Here is a 15,311-nt window from a genome sequence, read left to right on the forward strand (position 1 = left end):
TACTTTTGCTAGATGCTTTTTTTTATGCTAAAAAAGGTATCCTCAAATACTTTGAGGATACCTTTTCACCTTTATTATCTCTGCTGTTTTCTACCTAATACGAGTAACCCAAAACTCATCATTACAAGAAGTGCTCCCATATATGGTTCCACAGGCATTTTCTGCCCTGTCTTCGGTAATTCTTTTTCAGGTTTCTCTGGATTCGGTGTCCCTGGCTTTTCTGGATCTGGTGTTCCAGGTTTTTCTGGATCTGGTGTTCCAGGCTTTTCTGGATTCGGTGTTCCAGGTTTTTCTGGATCTGGTGTTCCAGGCTTTTCTGGATCTGGTGTTCCAGGCTTTTCTGGATTCGGTGTTCCAGGTTTCTCCGGATCTGGTGTTCCAGGCTTTTCTGGATTCGGTGTTTCTGGACCTGGTGGTGCTAAATGATTCAATTTGTTTAATACTTCTAATTGAACTGCATTTATCATTCCATTTGTAATTTCAAATGGAATTGGATTAGTTAATTTTTCATATCCCTTTGGTGCTTCTACTTCTACTAGTGTGTAGTTACCTACAGATAGATCTGTGATTTTTGCCTTTCCATCTTTATCTGTTGTTACTTTCACTACTACTTTTCCCTTTTCATCATGAACTTCAAACACAGCTCCTGATAAGACTTCCTTGCTTTCAGCGGCCATTTTTGTAATCTCCACTGAACCTTTGTCTAACTGTTCGTTCTCTACTTTCAATGATAAGACTTTTGTCATACCTTTTGTAATTTCGAATGATACTGGTTCCGTTAACTTTTTGTAACCTGGTAAGCTCTTCGTCTCTACTAATTTGTATTTTCCTACTGATAGATCTGAAACGTTTGCTTTTCCTTCTTTATCCGTCGTTACTTTCGCAACTACTTTGCCTTTTGAGTCACGTACTTCAAATACAACATTTTCTAATGGTGCTTTACTGTCTTTATCTATTTTTGTGATTTCTACATTCCCCGTATCTACCATTTCATTTTCTACAGTGAACGCTAAAGATTTTGTCATACCTTTTGTAATTTCAAATGGTACAGGCTTTTCTAATTTTTTGTAGCCTGGTAAACTCTCTACTTCTACTAGCTTGTACTTTCCTACTGATAAATCTGAAACTGTTGCTTTTCCAGCTTTATCTGTCGTTACTTTCGTTACTACCTTGCCTTTGTCGTCTTGTACTTCAAAGACTACACCTGCTAACGGTGCCTTATTATCTTTATCTATTTTTGTAATTTCTACATTTCCCGTATCTACCATTTCATTTTCTATTTTTAATGATAGAACTTCTGTCATACCTTTTGTAATTTCAAACGATACTGGTTCTGTTAATTGTTTGTAACCTGGTAAGCTTTCTTTCTCTACTAATTTGTACTTTCCTACAGATAAGTCTGAGATTTTTGCTTTACCATTTTTATCTGTTTGTACTTCTGTTACTACTTTTCCTTTGTCGTCTTGTACTTCGAAGACTACGCCTTCTAATACTTTTTGACTATCTTTATCTACTTTTGTGATTTCTACTGAACCTTTGTCTAACTGTTCATTCTCTACTTTTAATGATAAGACTTCTGTCATACCCTTTTTAATTTCGAATGATACTGGCTCTGTTAGCTTTTTGTAGCCTGGTAAGCTTTCTTTCTCTACTAATTTGTACTTTCCTACAGATAAGTCTGAGATTTTTGCTTTACCATTTTTATCTGTTTTTACTTCTGTTACTACTTTTCCTTTGTCGTCTTGTACTTCGAAGACTACGCCTTCTAATACTTTTTGACTATCTTTATCTACTTTTGTAATTTCTACTGAGCCTTTATCTACTAATTCATTCTCTACTTTTAGTGATAAAACTTCTGTCATACCTTTTTTGATTTCGAATGATACTGGTTTCACTAGTTTTTTATATCCTGGTAAGCTTTCTACCTCTACTAGCTTATATTTTCCTACTGGTAAATCTGAAATTGTTGCTTGTCCTTCTTTATCTGTCGTTACTTTTGTTACTACTTTTCCTTTTTCATCTTGCACTTCGAATGTTACGCCCGCTAATACTGCGCCACTTTCTTTGTCCACTTTTGTAATCTCTACTGAACCTTTATCTAACTGTTCGTTCTCTACTTTCAATGATAAAACTTTCGTCATACCTTTTTTAATTTCGAATGATACCGGTTCCGTTAACTTTTTGTAACCTGGTAAGCTCTTCGTCTCTACTAATTTGTACTTTCCTACAGATAAGTCTGAGATTTTTGCTTTACCATTTTTATCTGTTTTTACTTCTGTTACTACTTTGCCTTGCTCATCTTGCACTTCGAAGACTACGCCTTCTAATACTTTTTGATTATCTTTATCTACTTTTGTTACTTCCACATTTCCCTTGTCTAACATTTCGTTTTCTACTGTTAAAGCAAGAGATTTTGTCATGCCTTTTTCAATTTGGAAAGTAATCGGATCTACTAATTGTTTATATCCTTTTGGTGCTTTTACTTCTACTAACTTGTATGTGCCGACTGATAAATTAGTAACTTGTGCTTGTCCTTTTTTATCTGTCGTTATTTTAGCGACTACTTGTCCTGCTTCATCTTGAATTTCAAAGACTGCATCAGCTAAAGCATCTTTATTTTCTTTATCTACTTTTGTAATTTCTACATTTCCTGTATCCACTAATTCATTTTCTACAGTCAATTGTAATGCTGTTACTCTACCCTTTTCAATTTCGAATGAAATTGGCTTTTCTAGTGGTTTGTATCCTGCCGGTGTTTCTACTTCTACCAACTCATACTTTCCAATAGATAAATCTGAAACGTTTGCTTTTCCTTCTTTATCCGTTTTTACTTTCGCAACTACTTTTCCTTTTGAATCACGTACTTCAAATACAACATTTTCTAATGGAGCTTTACTATCTTTATCTATTTTTGTTATCTCTACATTCCCTGTATCCACCATTTCATTTTCTACTTTCAATGATAGGACCTCGGTCATGCCTTTTTTAATTTCAAATGATACTGGTTTTTCTAACTTTTTATAACCAGGTAAACTTTCTACCTCTACTAATTCATACTTTCCTACAGGTAAATCTGAAACATTTGCTTTTCCTTCTTTATCTGTCGTTACTTTCGTAACTTCCTTACCCTTTTCATCTTGTACGATGAATGTTACTCCCGCTAACGGTGCTTTATTATCTTTATCTATCTTTGTTATCTCTATATTTCCCGTATCTACCATTTCATTTTCTATTTTTAATGATAAGATCTCGGTCATACCTTTTGTAATTTCAAACGATACTGGCTCTGTTAATTTCTTATAGCCTGGTAAACTTTCTTTCTCTACTAATTTGTACTTCCCTACTGATAGATCTGAGATTTTTGCTTTACCATCTTTATCTGTTTTTACTTCCTTTACTACTGTTCCAGCTTCATCTTGCACTTCAAAGACTACGCCTTTTAATGCTTTTTTGCTGCCTTTATCTATTTTTGTAATTTCTACTGAACCTTTATCTAACTGTTCATTTTCTACTTTCAACGATAGGACTGTTGTCATACCTTTTGTAATTTCGAATGATACTGAATCTGTTAGCTTTTTGTAGCCTGGTAAACTTTTCGTCTCTACTAATTTGTACTTCCCTACTGATAAATCAGAGATTTTTGCTTTACCATCTTTATCTGTTTTTACTTCTGTTACTACTTTGCCTTGCTCATCTTGCACTTCGAAGACTACGCCTTCTAGTACTTTTTGGCTATCTTTATCTATTTTTGTAATTTCTACTGAGCCTTTGTCTAACTGCTCATTTTCTACTTTTATTGCTAAAGCTTTTGTCATACCTTTTTTTATTTCAAATGGTACTGGTTCTGTTAGCTTTTTATAACCTGGTAAGCTTTTCGTCTCTACTAATTTGTACTTTCCTACTGATAGATCTGAAACGTTTGCTTTTCCATCTTTATCTGTTACTACTTTTCTTACTACTTCATCTTTCTCATCTTGGACTTCAAATTCGACACCCGCTAATACTGCCCCGTTTTCTTTGTCCACTTTTGTAATTTCTATATTACCTTTGTCTACCATTGCATTTTCCACTTGTATTGGGAATATGCCGTCCCCTGTTACATTTACTTCGAACTCTGCTTCTTTTAATTGGTAGCCTTCAGGCGCTTTCGTTTCTTTTAAAATATATTTCCCTGGTGCTAACGGTTTAGAGATTGCCTTACCATCTTTATCTGTAACAATATGTTCGACTACTACACCGTCTTTTACTATATCAAACTCTGCATTTGCTAATGGTTTTTCACCATTTTCCGAATCAATTTTCTTTACTTCAATTTGACCCTTTTGCATAGTATTTTTAATTTCAATTGTTTTTGTTTCTCCAGCTTGAAGTGTAACCTCTACTGGACTTGTTAATTTTTGATATCCTTCTGGTGCTACTGTTTCATATACTTTATACGTCCCAGGAGCTAAAGGTTGAGGTACTGAAAAACCTTTTTCGTCCGTTTTCAGTTTTGCAACAACTTCATTTGCACTATTTCGGACTTCAAATTCGGCACCTTTTAACCCTTTGTTCGGATTCTCAGAATCTATTTTATGAAGCGATACTGTACCATCTTTTGGAGCTTCAGGCGGCGTAATAGTTACTTCTTTTGATGTTAATGTTTTATCATCAAAATGTAATTCCGCTTTATTAGGAATCTTCTTATCTACGTAAGAAGATAAGTCTGCATCATTTTTAATTTTCGCCTTGATACTAAGATTAATTATCTGGTCTTCATATGACTTATAGTCAAAATTCTCACCAAACGTAAATGTTACTTCACTTCTTTGCTTATCTATCTTTAACGTCCCTTTAGAAGTAATATCTTGGCCATTTTGATCATATACTTTTGCCTCTAATACTTCTAAAACATCTTCTAAATCATCACGAATTACCATTGATGTGTATTTAGGAGGATCGTTCGGTATATGTGTACCAACTTGGTATTGAATCACTTGATCCATTTGTGTTAGCTGCTCATTCTCTACAAGCTTGCCATTCTCATCAACTATATTTTTTTCAATACTAGGTGGATTATCGTCACCTGAACCGGTTCCCCCTCCACCACTTACGAATACTTGTCCTACTTTTTCTTCAGTTTTAATATTTTTACCTTCTAATTTCACAGTATTTTTATGAGGCTTTGCAGAAGGATTAGTAATCTTTGTTTTATATCTTAAAATATAACCTTTTGAACTGTCTGGAAACTCAATTGTAAATCCAGCCTTTGTTGTATTAATTTTAATGTTAGATAAATCTGCTGGCTTAATATTTGTTGGTGCATAACCATCTTCAAATACAGCCTCTTCTAATACTACGCTGTCTGTAATTAACTCATGCCCAGGTCCTAATGTATCTGTTAATTTAAGATCTTGCATTTCTGTTCCAGTTGCATTTACATATACAAGCCAATCAGCAATCGAAGGATCTTCTTGATTATAAGAACCCCATTTCAATAGATTATCTGTATTGGGCTGTGGCTTCGGTCTCTCTGTCGTATTACTTACATTTACTTCTTTATTGACGATTTGACCATCAACGTTAAATTCTAATGGAATTTCTTTAACACCATCATATGCTTCTAGACCAAAGTAGAATTCTACGAATAAAGAACCTTTAATGTTATTCTTTCCTTCTACGTAATCACCCATAGTACACGTTAATAGACCCTTTTTCATCTCACATGTACCAACTGTTTTTCCTTCAGCATCTTTTAAAGGAAAACTCATATTCATAAGGTCTTTTCGAAACTCTTTTGGCATATCAATTGTGAATTGATCTCCACTTTTTATTTTTTCTTTAGCTGACCACTTCACTTCTACTTTCATACCATCTGAGGCTTGATACGGTTCAGATGTCGTGCCATCAGTACGGGAAATATTAATTTCGTCCACTGGACTTTTCATCACAGCAGCTTGAATAACTGGAGCCCACACATTCAGCACTGAAAATAATACTAGAAAAACTAATGAAACCATTGAAATATGTCTTTTAGTACTTTTCATTTGCATAGTTCCCTCCTATTTTTTATATTTATATAACAAAAAAAGACCGTCCGGTTGCATCAAAAATGTGCAACCAGACGATCTTAGTAACCAATATGTATTACCGTAGACTCTAAGCTTTGCGGCCTATCCTTTCGAATAGTGTGCTAAAAATATCTTTTATTCTTTTTTTGTTTCATTTTCCTCTTAAACCAAATATTACTATACCGTCTGGACGGTTATAATTCAATACTCTATAAAATTGTTCTATTTTTCTAATAAAAAAAATAATTCACCACTACATTAAAGAAGCAACGGTGAATTATTTTCACATTATATAGTTCGTATATTCTATTTATATGAATTTCTAATAAGAGCTTGAATCACTTTTTCTCTTAACTCGGGGCTTAGTCTTCCAACCCCTAAATATTCCGAATACCATAATCCATCTGCTGCTAATCTAATAATTGTTGCACAAACTGCATCTATCTCATCGTTTTCTATATTCTTTTGCAGTTGCTGAAATGATTGTTGTAATGGCTCAAGTAATTCAGGTTTTAACATGAATGCTGCCATCATACTACTAGATAACTCTTCTGTTCTTCTCTCATTATTTAATCTTTCCTCTACAAAAGAGCGAACCCATCTCCCTTTCTTCTCTGCGTCTTCCGCTACTTTATTGTAAATGGCTCCCTCATAATCCTCTACCCCTCTGACTATCATACCTTCTATTAAAGCTTCTTTATTTGAAAAGTGATACAATAATCCACCTTTACTTACACCCGCCTCTTTTGCCACTGCTTCTAAGGTTAATTTAGCAACCCCTTTACATTGCACAATTTGAGAAGCGGCCGCCAAAATCTTTTGCCGCGTTATGCTTATACTCATTCCTTTTTAAAACCCCATTTCTACTAAATTTATATAAATACGAATCTTATTTTTAATATTGTTGATTACTACTAAGTATTTTCTTTATACAACAAAAGCTTCATTACCTTTGAATTTTTAGTTACTTATTCTATTAAAAATTTCCATATCATTCAATATGATAACATTAAACACACAAAGCTGACTATACATCTATACTTTTGTATTTATTGAAAATATATCCATTAATAAAATTTACCAATTTAGTCCTTCTTATTACCTTATAAGACGGCAGTAATTCTTTCAGCACTAAATAAAAAATGTTATTACTCCCATTGAATTGAGTAATAACATTTCACTTAACAAATTCGCTGCCAACTAGCATCCTTCACATCTTCACTAGTCGGTTTTCTAACTAATCCAATAAAACATTCCTCGCAAGCACCAAATGCAATAAAATTTTTCTGTGCTTGTCTTAACGAGACTTCATTTGCACCACCTTCAAAGTCAGGATTGTTAAACTGTACCTCATCATCTTCCCAGTAACATATATTACAAATTTCATATGTACCTGGTGGTTCTTCTTCTATTGTTCTATACCCGCAGCACGGACATGTATATTTCATTCTGTTACTCCATTATTCATTTCTTTTTTCTCCCATATATTCCGGCCCATAAAGAATGTCACAGCACAAATCATAGTTATCCCCATGAAAAATGTATTAGAATCTTCATATGTAGTTGGAATGCCTACCGTTACGAAAACAATACTAAAAGCTAAAAGTAGATATAATAATAAAGATATAATATAGCTGAGTTTAAATCGTAAAATGATACCTCTAAACAATAGCTCACCAAGTAGACAGCCACCTAAAATAATAGGTACTCCGAAATACAATGTAAGGACTCCCATTTGCGCAGTAGATTGAATTATCTTTGCAATTATGTTCGGCGAAACCAGCTCACTATTGTTTCCCATCCTATCATATAAATCAAGTGCTGTTGCTGAAATAAAGAAACTTAATATAGAAAATGAATACGGTATTAAAAATTTGCTCACTCTCATTCACCTCGCTTGTTTCTTTACATATATTATTCATTATTTCCTATCATTTTTACATAAAAAAATAACCCTCTATGATAAAACATAGAGGGTAGCATTTCTATATAAAAATCTATACCTTATCCTGAAGTGAATCCCGAAAATAGGACAAATATCAAAACACCTAAACCATCTGCTATCTGCTCCCTACATTCTTTAGGGTAGATAGTTTATATGTTTTATTAGAAAGTAGTGCCTTCTTTTTTATAATATTCTTTTGAAATCTCTTCATAAAATGCGGCTGATGTCGCGTAGAAATACGGTGCTAACCATAAGAAACCGATTCCTACAGTAAGAATACTTAAAATGAACCAACCTAAGAAACTTAAGCATAGTAAAAAGTAATCCATTTTATGTCCATTCATCATATGACGACTCTCAGTAATCGCTTGATTCGCTGTATATTCTGGATGATCATTCAAAATAAAATATGTCATAGAATAAGAAAATGATTTAATAATACCTGGAATAATAAGAAGTAATGTCCATAGAGTCAAGTATACATACATTAGTAAATATGTTAAAAACGACTTCATCAACTTACTTCCATCGCTAAACCATCTAAATATATGACCAATGCGAGCATCAGTCCCACGAATTGCATTTAAAACAAGATAATAGGCACCTATTGTTAATGGACCAATAACAAGCATTACTATAATACTTACTGTAAGTGAATCACTTGCTTCTTCCCAACCCCAAAATATCGAGAAAATACCTGTTGTTAGCATTTCAACAGCTCCAATAAGGATTCCAATTAATAAGGTTGCCCCTACCGCTAGTCCCCATCTTCCTTTTAATGCATCAAGTGCTTCTCTTTTCAACTGACTTATCATATATAACCTCCTAATACTATTTCCATTTTATTATACCATTTATATCAAAAATCCCACATATTTTCCTAAAACAGAAGCATATTACCTTTTTTCATACGTATTGATACATGTGTGCTGTAGTTGTACTAATATATGGATTAAACGACTCTTTTCCCTATAACAAAAAAGCCTGCCTTTCATAATAGGCAAGCTTTCTCAAGTTACATCTCATTTATTTTCTTCTTATACCAATCCTGCATTCTCTCCGCATCTTCTACTCTCGTATGCTCTATTTTATAACTAGATGATGCACTCGAAAACTTATACGTACATAAATCCGCACGGCGCTGGAAATATGATTGTGTCTTCTCCATTGATTGGACGTGTCTTCTTCTAATAAGTCCTGTATATTTTCCGACGCTACGATAGACAAGTGTAATTTGTTCTCCGTTAACACTGTAACCATTTGTTTTAAATGTTGCGTATCCAAGTGTAAAGATAAGGATTGCGAGCGGAATTAATGCCCACATGATGAAGTGCTTTTCAGAGTATATACTTATTCCAAGAAGCGGGATTGCTAGCATTGCGAAGAAAATGAAACTATCAATGAGATAGCGGCGTAATGCTGCTTTTGGTAATGCAATAATGTTTGCATTCAGTTCGTATGGTAATTGTAAATGGGCGAGTAACTGTTGTACTCGATCTTTTCGAATGATTGGGTGCAGTGTAACCTTTTCTTTTTCGTCACCCATTCCTTTACTTTGAATGACTTCTACTTGCACAGCACAATAACCGAATGGTTGGCGTAAAATACTTTCTTTTATCGTAATACCTTGAATACGATGCAATTTTAGTACGAGTTCTTTTTTCTCCAGTAATCCTTGCGAAATACGGACTTCGTCATTTCTTCGATTCACTGTGAAATCGCCATGTTTTAACGCGTAACCGATTGTAGATATAATCCAAGAAAGAACGAGTAACATGGCTACCATGAAAATCCAGCCATATATATCATGTTCCATTACATACGACTTTACACCATTCTCTATCCATTTCGGAATGTACTCATCTACTTGGTGATAGACGAAAAAGATTAAAGAGAATAATAGTCCAAATTGACCAGATGTAACAGATGCTAATAAAATCTCTTTCCAAGTTAATTTATATTCTGTCGTTTGTTTTTCCTCTGTAACAATTGCTTTTTCTACTACATTTTCTGCTACTTCGTCTAACGTTTTTTCTGCTTTCACTTCTGGAGTTGGCTCATTTAGCAAAGTAATAAGCTCCGCCGCTTCTTCTACCGTAATTCCAGCTAAGCTAACTTCTGCTTCATCGCCTCCGCCAGCTGTTTCAATCTGAATTTTTTTCAAACCGAGCATTTGATATAGTACGTTAGAACTTGTATTAATCGTTTGAACACGTTCTTTATTTAAGTAGCTCTCCTTTTTCACAAAGAGACCTTGTTTCACATGCAATACGTTATTTTCAACCCAGTATGTTGTGTAATACCATTTTTCAAACGCTGAAAAAACGGTGAGTAAACCAAATGCAGCGGGAATTAAATACCAAAACGGGAACTTTCCGTTTAAGCTAAACATGAAAATAATGAGTGGTATAAAGTCTGTTATTTTTAACTCTAATAACATCGTGATTGGATGCTGCCTTTTATACATCCTCATCACTCACTTTCGCTAATTCTGCGATTTTCGTTTTCAACATTTCAGCTTCATACATCGTTAAACCTGGGATGCTATGAGAAGTTGCTGCTGTTGAAATGTGTAATTCTGCTAATCCGTATTTTCTCATAATTGGCCCTTGTTCAATCGTTACGTGCTGTACACGAATCATCGGCACTAATACGCGCTTAACAACGAAAAGGCCATGCTGAATTTCAAGTTCTTCTTCATTTAGTTGGTAGCTGTAATAACGTTGACGTAGTTTCGGAAACGTAAAGTAATCAAACGGTGTATATACAATTGTTAATCCGATGAGCACATAGAAAATCCAAGCCCACCAATTAAACTTAATCATAAAGAAAAGATATGCAAAAATGACTATAATACTGATTCCTAGCTCAATTAAAGAACGCGCTTTCCACACCTTGACCATGTCAGGGTGAATTTCATTTTTCAATGGATCCATGTAACCACTCCAAATCTAGTAATCTAATATATGAATACTCTCAATCTATATTTTACGTAACTTTACAGAAAATTGGAATTTAATCTTCTTTCTTCTCAGGAATAAAATATCCGAACCAAAGTAGCCAAATGAAACCGATTAACTTCATCCAATTTCCATCCGCTTGAAAAGCTTCAATCATACCTGGTATTTTATAAACCCCAATAAATCCAAGAAAACCGAGCCACCAGTTTTTTTGCATTTTCATTTTTACTCCTCCTTCATTACGTTTTTCACATTTCGAATCCAAATTTCTTTATACTTTAACTGGAATCCCATGAGCATATAGTTGCTCATATTATCGATCACGAGCGCTAGCGTATGAGCATTTTCTTCCGTTTCATGTTGTGACACAACGCCCAGTCTCGCGCCTTTCTTCAATAAATCATGGAAACCATGCAAAAAATCCTCTTGTATTTCAAATAAACGTTTCTGATACTTTTCATTTCGCGATGCAGTTACGATAAATTCATTGATAACGCGTAGTATTCCTTCTTGCCCTTCATACTCAGAGAGCATATGTAAACCATCTGCGATTAGCTTTTCTGCAAAGTTTTCTTTCGTATACCGCTCTTCATTAAAGTATTTTGTAAAATGATAATCAGAAAAAATCTCTTCAAATAAAAAATCAACTAACGCTTCTTTAGAAGAAAAATGATAGTAAATAGCCGGTTTTGAAATACCTACCTCTTTCGCAATCATGGAAAGACTCATCTTCTCAATGCCGTGTTCTGCCATAAGTTTAAATGATGCCTCTACAATGTTCTGCGATGTTTGTAAATTCTTCGTCATACTGTACCTCACTTATTTTTACTTACCGGTCGGTAAGTAAATTATAAAACAAAACGAAATGATTTTCAATTTAGTTAGCACTACAGAAGGTATTTATTGGAAAATACAGAAAGTTATAAAGTAAAAGCAACATATAAGAATAAGGAGGATATCATATGGGACTTGGTGGTAATGGCGGTAGTGGTGGTAATGGCGGCGGTGAAGCGGGACAAGCTGGTAAGAGCGGATTTTCATTAATCATTGTACTTTTTATCGTATTGATTATAGTTGGAATTAGCTATATCGGACTTAGCTTCTAAGAAAAGGCGTCCTACATTACATATGTAGGACGCCTTGTTTTTAATCCCTATTCAGCAATCGCATACGATAACAATTCATCGTCACTTCTCCAAGCCTTTGCAGTAATTGATAGTTCGCATACGCGCCGACTGGGGCGCCGATTACTGGGACGAGCTGAAGCATTTTTGCTAAATCAATATAGTCTCGGTACTCTGTTTGGAACTTTTCCCAGTCCATATGATTTTCTTTTTCTGTATCCCACGTTTCGATTGCTTTCCATATTTCTTTTCTGTGATCGTCACTTGAAAAGGCAAGTTGGAAAACGTGAAGGATAAAAAGACGCTCTTCTTGTTTACTCGTATCAAATCCGTACAATGTCGCTGCATCGAATAAAAATTTAATTTTAATTGTAAGTAAAAGCGGAAAGTCAGCAAGACCGAGGAGAATACCACCAGCTCCAGTCCCTGCTCCTTCTGCCGCTGCTATTTTTTTGTACTCATCCATTTTTTTACGAACTTCATCGTCACGTCTTTGCAGTGACCATGTCGTCTCTTTTAGTTTCGGCTTTATAAAGTTTGACCCGGCGCTAATCGTTTGCACCATCATACGAATCGTCTCTGTTAGTACCTTTTGTACTTTCGCCGGAATGAGCTGTTGCACCTTCGTCTGCACTTTTTTGGAGAACCGTGTCATCATAGAAGAATCTTTCATGAATGTAGCTTTCCACTGCTCCAATTCTTTTATAACCTTCTCTTCGTATGTAATCATAGGTTCATTCCTTTCAATTTAAACGCTCAATGCGCTTCGCCCCGTATTGGTAAACGAAACCGATACTAAATAATATGCTTACGATAAGTAAAATTCCTGTCATCATGAAATCTTTCGTTGCTAGTGCAAATATAACTGTAAAGATTACGCTTCCGATGATTAGAATCGCGTTTAATAAAGCAAGAAAATCTTTCTTCTTCTCTTCTCCCCCTACTGGATACAAATCAAGCCAAATTTTCATGCGATGATGTTTCCATAAAGTTAATAGCTGATAACCGATTAAGTATAGGAAGATAAGGCTTACGATAAATCGTCCATATAAAAATGGAATGAAGTAAAGAATTACTCCGCCAAGAGCGAGCAGACGCACATATAATCCAAAATAATTACCAGATCTTAAAAATGTTCTCGTATATAAGTATAAATATGTACGCTTTTCGCCTATCATCGACAGAATGAAATCTAGCCATTTTCTGCGGGCTACTCTTTCTTTTAATGCTGGTACATCAACGAACATGTTCGCAATGCGGTACAGTAGCATCATCTTCTTACCTTCTTCGGAAATTAAATACTCCCAGTTTAGTGGCTTTCCTTTGACCATTTGATGCATGATAGCAAGGTATAACACCATGAGAAGGACGATTCCACCAATGAAAAGAACTGAAGTACGTTCTACAAGGAAATATACAAATAAACCGTTTAGGATAAAACGAATAAACCAATCAGCCCTTTGTATATTTTGATCTGTTAAAAATGACTTTTCCCACGCTACAAATAAATTCCACGCTTTTACAATGACAAATGCGAGTACGATCCATATGTAGCCAGCTCCTGTTTGCTTCATTTGTTGGAAGTATAACGGAGCAAGCGCGGCTGCTACGATTGCGATTATGTATAACTGAATCATAAATGTAAAAAGAAATGCCTTTGTGAAGTAAGGTTTTAACTTTTCTTCAACTGGAAGTAAGTAAACGAGATCCGCTTCTTTTAATAACGTTTGAATGGATCCAGCCGTTAACACGAGTCCAATTAATACTGCCATTACGAGCGCAGTTGGAAACGAAGTTGTTAACGTTTGTAACCATTGCTGGTAATAATACGCTCCCGCACCGATGATGAACACGAAAATAAATTTCAAATGATCATTAAATACGTATTTACTATATGTACGAACTTCTTTTAGAAAGTGACGAAATCGTTCTTTCCATAACGCTGTGCTATTCATAATCTTCTTCCTTTGTTAGCGCGATGTAAATATCATCTAACGTTGCACCTGGCATATTAAACTGTGATTGCAGTTCAGATAGCGTTCCCTTCGCTCTTACTTCACCTTGATGCAAAATAATGAACGAATCACAATAACGCTCTGCCGTCGCTAAAATATGTGTGCTCATTAAAATACCGGCACCACTCTTTTTCATTTGGTCCATCATTTGAAGAAGGGATTGAATCGCTAACGGGTCTAATCCAACGAAAGGTTCATCTACTATGTAAAGAGATGGCTCCACTAAAAATGCGCTCATAATCATTACTTTTTGTTTCATCCCTTTTGAGAAATGAGATGGAAACCATTTTAAACGATTTTTCATACGAAATTCTTGTAGTAGTTGTCCTACACGTTCTTCATATTGTTTTTCATCCACGCCATACGCCATAGCTGTTAATTTCAAATGCTCTTCTAACGTTAATTCATCATATAATACCGGCGTTTCCGGAATAAATGAAAAGCTAGAACGGTACGCTGTCATATCATCACGAATTGTTTTCCCATTAATTGTGACAGTTCCTTTTTTCGGTTCCATTAAACCGATAATATGTTTAATCGTCGTACTTTTACCAGCTCCATTTAAACCGATTAAGCCGACAAGTTCGCCTTTATTAACAGAGAACGAAACGTCTTTTAATACAGGTCGTTTCGTATATCCTCCTGTAACATTTTCCACACGCAATAACTCGCTCATACGACACCACTTTCTTCATTAGTATTCATTCTATATTCATCTTACCAAAAATTATGCTGTACTACATAGTATCCATGTACTCAAAAAAAATTTTTAAATTTATTAGCATATAATTTCCCGAAAGCGGACATCATAATTATTGAAGAAGGAACATATTGAAAAAGCAACCACCAATTGATGAGTACAACAACATAGTGAAGTCATCATGAAATGGGGTGTCCAAGTTGGACAATGAAATTTACACATAACCAGATCATTTGTTTCATTTTCGAAACGGGGTGTCTCTGAAAGAGCATATACTGTTTTAAAAAATAAACAATTTCATTTAAAAAAAGATTGCAATTCATTTCACTTGAAAATGGGGTGTCTGCGGCAGAAACTTTAGCCGATTTACCGTGCATTTCTTAAATAAATGAGGTGTCTGCGAAACGTAAATTACGATAATGCTTTTTCAATCCCTCTTCAGAAAACAGGAAGCTGAGTCAGCTTCCTGTTTTTCGTGTTTGTTCTCTTATGTAATTATGGTAAAATACGGCTAAGG

At 34.8% G+C, this 15,311-nt stretch carries 13 protein-coding genes and 1 riboswitch; of the genes, 1 reads left to right on the top strand and 12 read right to left on the bottom strand.

From position 1 onward, the window contains the following. Positions 1 to 74 precede the first annotated feature (74 nt). From M1D66_RS21735 to M1D66_RS21775, 9 genes are all read right to left on the bottom strand, one after another. The gene (locus M1D66_RS21735; protein WP_242554793.1) at positions 75 to 6,032 is read right to left on the bottom strand and encodes a SpaA isopeptide-forming pilin-related protein; all 5,958 of its coding nucleotides are present in this window, start codon (positions 6,030 to 6,032) and stop codon (positions 75 to 77) included. Positions 6,033 to 6,091: 59 nt separating this feature from the next. Next, positions 6,092 to 6,184: riboswitch (cyclic di-GMP riboswitch) on the bottom strand. A 172-nt stretch (positions 6,185 to 6,356) separates the two neighbouring features. Further along, positions 6,357 to 6,893, bottom strand: coding sequence for a TetR/AcrR family transcriptional regulator (locus tag M1D66_RS21740; protein ID WP_000028016.1), 537 nt, complete (start codon positions 6,891 to 6,893; stop codon positions 6,357 to 6,359). 338 nt (positions 6,894 to 7,231) lie between these two features. Continuing rightward, complete coding sequence (locus M1D66_RS21745; RefSeq protein WP_049107223.1) at positions 7,232 to 7,498, bottom strand: CPCC family cysteine-rich protein; 267 nt, start codon at positions 7,496 to 7,498, stop codon at positions 7,232 to 7,234. Then, entirely contained in the window at positions 7,495 to 7,932 is a 438-nt protein-coding gene (locus tag M1D66_RS21750; protein WP_242554794.1) for a hypothetical protein, read from the bottom strand. Before M1D66_RS21750 ends, M1D66_RS21745 begins: the two co-directional genes overlap by 4 nt. A 224-nt stretch (positions 7,933 to 8,156) precedes the next feature. Continuing rightward, the gene (locus M1D66_RS21755) at positions 8,157 to 8,810 is read right to left on the bottom strand and encodes a DUF975 family protein (RefSeq protein ID WP_000625400.1); all 654 of its coding nucleotides are present in this window, start codon (positions 8,808 to 8,810) and stop codon (positions 8,157 to 8,159) included. A 200-nt stretch (positions 8,811 to 9,010) separates the two neighbouring features. After that, positions 9,011 to 10,462 carry a PH domain-containing protein gene (locus M1D66_RS21760; protein WP_242554795.1) on the bottom strand — a complete coding sequence of 484 codons (1,452 nt, stop codon included), beginning with the start codon at positions 10,460 to 10,462 and terminating at the stop codon, positions 9,011 to 9,013. After that, complete coding sequence (locus M1D66_RS21765; RefSeq protein WP_000371345.1) at positions 10,455 to 10,931, bottom strand: PH domain-containing protein; 477 nt, start codon at positions 10,929 to 10,931, stop codon at positions 10,455 to 10,457. Before M1D66_RS21765 ends, M1D66_RS21760 begins: the two co-directional genes overlap by 8 nt. Positions 10,932 to 11,010: 79 nt before the next feature. Beyond that, a complete protein-coding gene (locus M1D66_RS21770; protein WP_000783813.1) occupies positions 11,011 to 11,178 on the bottom strand; it encodes a hypothetical protein in 168 nt (55 codons plus the stop codon). A gap of 2 nt (positions 11,179 to 11,180) precedes the next feature. Further along, positions 11,181 to 11,762, bottom strand: a complete 582-nt coding sequence (locus tag M1D66_RS21775) for a TetR/AcrR family transcriptional regulator (protein WP_000164838.1) — start codon at positions 11,760 to 11,762, stop codon at positions 11,181 to 11,183. A 155-nt stretch (positions 11,763 to 11,917) separates the two neighbouring features. Here M1D66_RS21775 and M1D66_RS21780 point away from each other — a divergent pair, with 155 nt between their 5' ends. Continuing rightward, positions 11,918 to 12,061: a YjcZ family sporulation protein gene (locus tag M1D66_RS21780; RefSeq protein WP_000522759.1), complete on the top strand. Its 144-nt coding sequence runs from the start codon at positions 11,918 to 11,920 to the stop codon at positions 12,059 to 12,061. 40 nt (positions 12,062 to 12,101) lie between these two features. Here M1D66_RS21780 and ecsC read toward each other — a convergent pair whose 3' ends face one another. The 3 genes from ecsC to ecsA are packed head-to-tail and all read right to left on the bottom strand — an operon-like array spanning position 12,102 to position 14,770. Then, positions 12,102 to 12,809, bottom strand: coding sequence for an ecs operon protein EcsC (gene ecsC, locus M1D66_RS21785; protein ID WP_000634142.1), 708 nt, complete (start codon positions 12,807 to 12,809; stop codon positions 12,102 to 12,104). Positions 12,810 to 12,822: 13 nt separating this feature from the next. Further along, a complete protein-coding gene (gene ecsB, locus M1D66_RS21790; protein WP_001089131.1) occupies positions 12,823 to 14,034 on the bottom strand; it encodes an ABC transporter permease EcsB in 1,212 nt (403 codons plus the stop codon). Continuing rightward, positions 14,027 to 14,770 carry an ABC transporter ATP-binding protein EcsA gene (ecsA, locus tag M1D66_RS21795; RefSeq protein WP_001292603.1) on the bottom strand — a complete coding sequence of 248 codons (744 nt, stop codon included), beginning with the start codon at positions 14,768 to 14,770 and terminating at the stop codon, positions 14,027 to 14,029. The genes ecsB and ecsA overlap by 8 nt, the downstream gene beginning before the upstream one ends. Positions 14,771 to 15,311: the final 541 nt, after the last annotated feature.

The sequence above is a fragment of the Bacillus sp. PK6-16 genome (assembly GCF_056530295.1).